At 59.7% G+C, this 7,210-nt stretch carries 5 protein-coding genes and 1 pseudogene; 2 read left to right on the top strand and 4 right to left on the bottom strand.

Translation table 11 applies throughout. The features are described 5' to 3' along the window. Positions 1-832: 832 nt before the first annotated feature. Positions 833-1,339 (bottom strand): lectin-like bacteriocin LlpB, encoded by a 507-nt coding sequence (gene llpB / locus ACE04F_RS20585; RefSeq protein ID WP_486109536.1) that lies wholly within the window; start codon positions 1,337-1,339, stop codon positions 833-835. Positions 1,340-1,704: 365 nt separating this feature from the next. Here llpB and ACE04F_RS20580 point away from each other — a divergent pair, with 365 nt between their 5' ends. Continuing rightward, a complete protein-coding gene (locus ACE04F_RS20580) occupies positions 1,705-2,256 on the top strand; it encodes a cytochrome b (protein ID WP_305498213.1) in 552 nt (183 codons plus the stop codon). A gap of 32 nt (positions 2,257-2,288) precedes the next feature. Next, positions 2,289-2,870 carry a YceI family protein gene (locus ACE04F_RS20575; protein WP_486109534.1) on the top strand — a complete coding sequence of 194 codons (582 nt, stop codon included), beginning with the start codon at positions 2,289-2,291 and terminating at the stop codon, positions 2,868-2,870. A gap of 291 nt (positions 2,871-3,161) precedes the next feature. Here ACE04F_RS20575 and rhlE2 read toward each other — a convergent pair whose 3' ends face one another. The 3 genes and pseudogenes from rhlE2 to metF form a co-directional block, all read right to left on the bottom strand. Then, positions 3,162-5,042, bottom strand: a complete 1,881-nt coding sequence (gene rhlE2 / locus ACE04F_RS20570) for an RNA helicase RhlE2 (protein WP_486109714.1) — start codon at positions 5,040-5,042, stop codon at positions 3,162-3,164. A 231-nt stretch (positions 5,043-5,273) separates the two neighbouring features. Continuing rightward, positions 5,274-6,085: pseudogene (locus tag ACE04F_RS20565) on the bottom strand (substrate-binding periplasmic protein); the annotation flags it as partial. 138 nt (positions 6,086-6,223) lie between these two features. Further along, entirely contained in the window at positions 6,224-7,069 is an 846-nt protein-coding gene (gene metF, locus ACE04F_RS20560; protein WP_486109532.1) for a methylenetetrahydrofolate reductase [NAD(P)H], read from the bottom strand. Between the last annotated feature and the right edge of the window lie 141 nt (positions 7,070-7,210).

Genomic DNA, 7,210 nt, shown 5'->3' with positions numbered 1-7,210 from the left:
GGCGAAGACCGAGCCAGCCAAGAAAGCCGCGGCCAAGCCAGCGGCGAAGAAGCCGGCGGCCAAGACCCCGACTAAAAAGGCCCCGGCGAAGGCACCTGTGAAAAAGGCTGAGCCAGTGAAGAAACCCGCCGCCAAGCCGGCAGCGACTACTGAGACGAAGGCTCAGTAACGTCAGGTGGAAAGAACGCTGCCGTTCACTTAAGGCAATCAATAAACCCGTGGCGAGGGAGCTTGCTCCCGCTGGGCCGTGAAGCAGCCCCAATCCTGCCGAATGCGGAGGCACACCGCCCCCGCCGGTTTACGACTGCTTCGCAGCCGAGCGGGAGCAAGCTCCCTCGCCACGGGTCGATCATTACGCCGACGTCCTACAGGGCTCGACGATATATCGGAAACTTCCCACCCTTTAACCGGAAGCAGCCGATAGAGCTCGCCGGGCCATGCGTTCAGGCTCCTCGAAAAACAGGAGCGCGTATGAAAATACTAATGGCAATGGTCGTATCGGTTTCGCTGTACGGGTGTGTGTATGGTGAATGTCGGGATCCCCTGATGATCCCGATGGTTCCGGAACGGGACCCTCAGTTGGCGTACAAATGCACCTTTGATCCATACAAGCCTGAGTGCTCGGTTAATTGATAATTCAAAGCGTTAGACGCGTAGAACTGGAGCAACATATGAAACCGGTGGCGGCATTAATATTATTGATCATGCTCTTCGGCAGCGGCTGTACAGATGGCCGTATGATACTTAAAAAACACGATCCTCAATTGTCGTACAGATGCGATATGGATCCTTATAGACCTGAATGCGCCAATACTTGATTTTTGGTAAACCGCTACAGGGGTGGTAGTGAAAAATACCAAGTATAGACCTCCACATCCTCGAACCAGATCTTGACCCGTTTTGGCTTCGAAAAACGTCCCGGGACGAAGCCAAAGCGGGCCCAGCAGAGGTTGCCTGTTCGCTTGTCAAAAATGACCAGATTGCCATCGTCCTGCATGATCATGCAGGTGTTGAACCAAAGAGATTTGTCTGCACTGTGGGTACTTTCGGCGATCCATAAACGCCGTCGGGACGGATCATAAAGAAAGCCGCTGTTGCTAACGACAAATTGTAGAGGCTCACGCATTTTTTTTGGATACAACGTGACGCTGTAAGGTTGTTTGTCACCAGCGGTCCAAACAATTGCCTCGCCGTCCTTGATTACCAAGTTCCCATCGGCCTGCAATAACAATCGGAACCGCCCGTTGCTGGATTTCAGGTATTGCCCCGGGCACATCGTTTGATTTGGTGGCAGTTGCGGCGAGCCGCTAGCTTTAAAAGGGGTATAACGAACAGCCATTTTGTTCACCTTGTTCAATGATTTATTGAGAGCTCATTTAATCAGGCAGCAAAAATAAAATGGCTATACATATATATTGCACGGCAAAATATCTAAGCGAGCTTGCTCTTCCTTGGGTATCGAGCAGGCAGCAGATATAGCCTAACAGGCGTTTTTTGGAGCGAGCCTGCTCGCGATGAGGCCTTCCGGCCGAGCTGATGTCTTGGTTCCCCTCGCCACCACGCAGCGCATCCGCTTTAATCTTTCCTTAACGCACCCGCCCCAGACTGATGATCGTATTTCTCGATATTTCAAAGCGAAATTTTCCGCTTTAATTCGATTGATAACTCGCTAGTCTTGGTCACAGTTTTTACAGGATATGAGCAATGCAGCTACGCAACTCTTCTTCTCGCTATGGCTGGGTCAGCATCGTTTCGCACTGGGCCGTTGCCTTGGCGGTGTATGGGCTGTTCGCGCTGGGCCTGTGGATGGTCGGGCTGGATTATTACAGCACCTGGCGCAAAGATGCGCCGGACATCCACAAGAGCATTGGCCTGGTGCTGCTGGCGGTGATGGTGCTTCGAGTGATCTGGCGTTTCGTCAGCCCGCCGCCACCGACCCTGGAGACCTATGGCCGCCTTACACGCGTCGGCGCCAGGATTGGTCATAGTGCACTGTATCTCGGGCTGTTCGCCGTGATGATCGCCGGTTACCTGATTTCCACCGCAGACGGTGTCGGGATCTCGGTGTTTGGTTTGTTTGAAGTACCCGCGCTGGTCTCCGGACTGCCCGATCAGGCAGACGTTGCCGGCCAGATCCACTTCTACCTGGCATGGGCGCTGGTAATTTTTTCCGGCCTCCATGCGTTGGCAGCATTGAAGCACCACTTTATCGACCGTGACGCGACCCTCAAGCGCATGCTGGGGCGCCAAGCCTGATGTTCAACCTCGACTCCAAAGGAATAGAAAGCATGTTGAAAAAGACGCTCGCCGCCCTGGCAATCGGTTCTGCCCTGCTGTCCGCCGGCCAGGCCATGGCCGCAGACTACGTGGTCGACAAGGAAGGCCAGCATGCCTTCGTCGACTTCAAGATCAGCCACCTGGGCTACAGCTACATCACCGGCACCTTCAAGGATATCGACGGCAAGTTCAGCTTCGACGCCGCCAAGCCTGAAGCCAGCAAGATCGAATTCAACGTCAATACCGCCAGCGTGTTCACCAACCACGCCGAGCGTGACAAGCACATCGCCAGCGCCGACTTCCTGAACGCCAGCAAATTCGGCAAGGCCACCTTCGTGTCCACCAGTGTCAAGTCCACCGGCGCAAACACCGCCGATGTGACCGGTGACCTGACCCTGCTGGGCGTGACCAAGCCGGTCGTGGTCAAGGCGACCTTCCTGGGCGAAGGCAAGGACCCATGGGGTGGTTACCGTGCCGGCTTCGAAGGCACTACCACCATCAAGCGTTCCGACTTCGGCAAGCAGAAAGACCTGGGTCCGAAATCCGACGTGGTCGAGCTGTACGTGACGTTTGAAGGTGTTAAGGCGAAGTAACCTTCGCGCCTGACAAAAAAACGCCCCTGGTCTTGCGGCCTGGGGCGTTTTTTATTGTGCGGATTTCGGTATTACAGAGCATTCTTTGAGAGCTTGTCTTCACAGGGCTTTGTGAATACCACTAAGCCACTGTGGGAGCGAGCCTGCTCGCGAAGAGGCCGTGACATTCAGCATCCTTGTCAGTTGTGACACCGCTTTCGCGAGCAGGCTCGCTCCCACAAGGGGTCCAGCTCTTAATAAAAAAATGCCCCAGGTCGCAAGACCTGAGGCATTTTTCATGGCTTGGAAAACTCAGCGATTGCGCGTCAGCAGCGCCGGTTTTTCGCCACGTGGACGGCTTGGCAATTGGTCCAGCTGTTCAGGCGTCGGGAAGCGATCAACCTTCGATTCCTTGTGCATGATTTTCGGCTGGTTGCCACGCGGGTTCTGCACGGCAGGTTCCTGACGAGGCGGCTCATCACCACGGGCCGGGCGGCGTGGACGGGACTCTTCGCGGCGCGCCTGGCCGTCACGTGGGGCGCCATTACGCGGACCGCTGCGCTTGCCTGGCGGAGTGCCGGTGGACGAGCCGTTGCTGTTGCGCGGTCCGTTCTGGCGACCCTGGGGCTGGCCACCGCGGGGTGCACCGGCACCCGCGCCTGGTGCCGGGGCGCCCGGACGGCGACCGCGACCCTGGGCCGGTTTCTGCTGTGGCACGTAGTCCACGCGGTTACCGAAGTTATCGACATCGTCATCCAGGAACTCGTCCGGGGCGCGGTCGGCCGCTGCGGCGCGCGGGGCCGGGCGTTGCTGCTCACGGGCCGGAGTGCCTTCGCGGGGCTTCTGCTCGCGGGCTGGGCGTTCGCCACGACCGTTGCTGTTGCTGTTGCTGGCCGATTTTTCCTTGCCCTTGTCCTTGCCTTTGTCCTTACGACCGCCGCCACCGCCGCCGCCATTCGGACCGTCGCCGCGTGGCCCACGAGGATTACGCGGATTGCGCACATCCGGACGCTCACGCACTTCAGGCTTCTCGGCCTCGATGGTGCTGGCATCAAAGCCCATCAGGTCGCCGTCAGGAATTTTCTGCTTGGTCATGCGCTCGATGCTTTTGAGCAACTTCTCTTCATCCGGCGCGACCAGGGAAATCGCTTCGCCCGAACGACCGGCCCGGCCGGTACGGCCGATACGGTGTACGTAATCTTCATCGACGTTCGGCAGCTCGAAGTTGACCACGTGAGGCAACTGGTCGATATCGAGGCCACGGGCGGCGATGTCGGTGGCCACAAGGATGCGCACTTCGCCGGCCTTGAAGTCGGCCAGGGCCTTGGTGCGGGCGTTCTGGCTCTTGTTGCCGTGGATCGCCACAGCTGGCAGGCCGTGCTTGTCCAGGTATTCGGCCAGGCGGTTGGCGCCGTGCTTGGTGCGGGTGAAGACCAGGACCTGTTCCCAGGCGCCCGTGGTGATCAGGTGGGCCAGCAGGGCACGCTTGTGGCTGGCCGGCAGGCGGAACACGCGCTGCTCGATGCGCTCGACCGTGGTGTTCGGCGGCGTGACTTCGATGCGTTCCGGGTTGTGCAGCAGCTTGCCGGCAAGATCAGTGATGTCCTTGGAGAACGTCGCCGAGAACAGCAGGTTCTGGCGCTTGGCCGGCAGGCGGGCCAGTACCTTCTTCACGTCATGGACAAAACCCATGTCGAGCATACGGTCGGCTTCGTCCAGCACGAGGATTTCCACGTGGGACAAGTCGACGCTGCCCTGACCGGCCAGGTCCAGCAGGCGGCCAGGGCAGGCCACCAGTACATCGACGCCACGGGCCATGGCCTGGACCTGCGGGTTCATGCCGACGCCGCCGAAGATGCAGGCGCTGACGAACTTCAGGTCACGCGCGTAGACCTTGAAGCTCTCGTGGACCTGGGCGGCCAGTTCGCGGGTTGGGGTCAGGACCAGCACGCGGGGTTGGCGCGGGCCGTGACGCTGGGATTTGTCCGGGTGACCGTTGGGGAACAGCCGCTCGAGGATCGGCAGGGCGAATCCGCCGGTTTTACCAGTACCTGTCTGCGCGGCAACCATCAGGTCGCGACCTTGCAACACGGCGGGGATGGCCCGCTGTTGCACCGGGGTAGGCTGGGTGTAGCCGGCGGCTTCGATGGCGCCGACTAAAGCCTCGGAGAGACCGAGGGAAGCAAAGGACATGAGTAATCCTGTTTTTAGTGAGGGCCTGGCCCAATGGGATAGTCTTGCCTGGCGCAAATGACAGTCATTGGAAGACGTCATCCCGTCCGGTCCTGCCGGGTCTGAAAGACGGGTCCGGACAAGGCTCGCGCGGGCTGGAAGCTGCGCTGTAGCGGTGTCGGGATGCCTTTTGCAAGACCGGGCGTCCGGGCGTGAGCCTGGCGGGAAGGCCCGAGTATAACAGAGCAATCGCCGCGCGCCGCTTTCCTGCTGCTCAACGGTGTATTTCAGTGGGGTAGCGGGTCTGGGGATGCCGCCTTGCCGGCCGGGTCGGCACCGTAGCGGGCGCTCAGCTCGGCATAGGCCGGTTCGCGCTTGAAGCGCTTGAGTTCAGCGCCGAAGCGCTGCACCAGCAAATCCATGCCGGCGCTGCGCCGTACCGCCAGGTATTGGCTTTGACGGCTCACGACCGTGGGGTTTTCGCTGATCTGCTCACCCAGCTGCAGCGCCTTGAGCACATGCCGGCCCACTCGGCGATCGGTGATAAGCAGGTCGATCCGGCCCAACTGCAACTTGCCGAAATTGGCTTCGTGGGTGGGCGCCGTTTCCCGCTTGAATCGGGTCGACTCCCTGAACGCCTGGCTGTATAGATAACCCGGAGACGTGCCGACGGTCACTCCGTCGAGCTCATCGAGCGTGCGAAACGGATGGGGCCGGGCGTTGGCGTAGAACATCACGAACTCGACGTCCGACAGCGGTTCGCTCGGGTAGAGCAGCAGGGAGTCGCGCTCGTCGCTGCGGAAGATATCCAGCGCCCCGTCTGCCAGCCCCTGTTCCAGCATCGCCAGGCAACGCTTCCATGGCAGGAACTGCCATTCGACGTCAACGCCCAGGCGCTTGAACACTATGGCGGTAGTTTCGTAGTCCAGACCCAGGGCCTTGCCGTTCTCCTCATAGACATAGGGCGCCCAGGGTTCGGTAACGATGCGCAGCTTCTCGGCCCGAGCGCAAACGCTCAGGCACAGGAGTAGAAGGGCGGTCAGGAGTTGGGCAAAGACGGGCATTGCCTGAGGTTACGATGAGAGCTCATCAAATAGCTAGAGCGCTCTGGCTCGCGGGTTGGTTGCCCTTTGCCTGCAAGGCGCATGAAAAAGGCCCGGGTTTTCACCAGGGCCTTTGCGTACCGGCGCTTCGGGAAGTGCCTAGCGCGGCAGCTTGAGGTTGTTCCACACCGCGAGGCTAGGCTCGGCCTGGTTCAACGTGTAGAAGTGCAGACCCGGCGCGCCACCTTGCAACAGTCGCTCGCACATTTGCGTGATGACCTCTTCGCCGAAGCGCTGGATGCTGGCCGTGTCGTCGCCGTAGGCTTCCAGTTGCTTGCGGATCCAGCGCGGGATTTCCGCGCCGCAGGCGTCGGAAAAGCGTGCCAGCTTGCTGTAGTTGGTGATCGGCATGATGCCCGGCACCACCGGAATGTCGACACCCAACTTGCGCACGCGCTCGACGAAGTAGAAGTAGCTGTCGGCGTTGAAGAAATACTGGGTGATCGCGCTATTGGCACCGGCGTTGGTCTTGCGCACGAAGTTACCGAGGTCGTCTTCGAAATTGCGTGCCTGGGGGTGCATTTCCGGATACGCGGCAATTTCAATGTGGAAGTGCTCGCCGGTTTCCTGGCGAATGAATTCCACCAGCTCGTTGGCGTGGCGCAGTTCACCACTGGCCATGCCCATGCCCGAGGGCAGGTCACCGCGCAGGGCGACGATACGCTTGATGCCGGCGGCCTGGTACTGGGTCAGCAGGCTGCGCAGGTCATCCTTGCTATCGCCCACGCAGGACAGGTGCGGAGCGGCCGGGACTTTGACTTCGCTTTCAAGCTGCAGCACGGTATTCATCGTGCGGTCACGGGTCGAACCGCCGGCGCCGTAGGTGCAGGAGAAAAAATCAGGGTTGTAGCCTGCCAGCTGTCGGGCAGTGGCAATCAGTTTTTCATGCCCAGCATCGGTCTTCGTCGGGAAGAACTCGAAGCTGTAGCGACGTTCTTGGGACATGGTCATATCCTTGGAAACTCGTAGGCCGGTGAGGCTTGCATAGCCCTTGCGGAAGCGGGCTCATGTGGGAGCGAGCCTGCTCGCGATTGGAATCGCCTCGACATTACAGTCAGATCGAGGTGTCCGCATCGCGAGCAGGCT

The sequence above is a fragment of the Pseudomonas sp. AGC41 genome (assembly GCF_057334555.1).
This window is presented reverse-complemented; position numbering and strand designations above follow the sequence as displayed.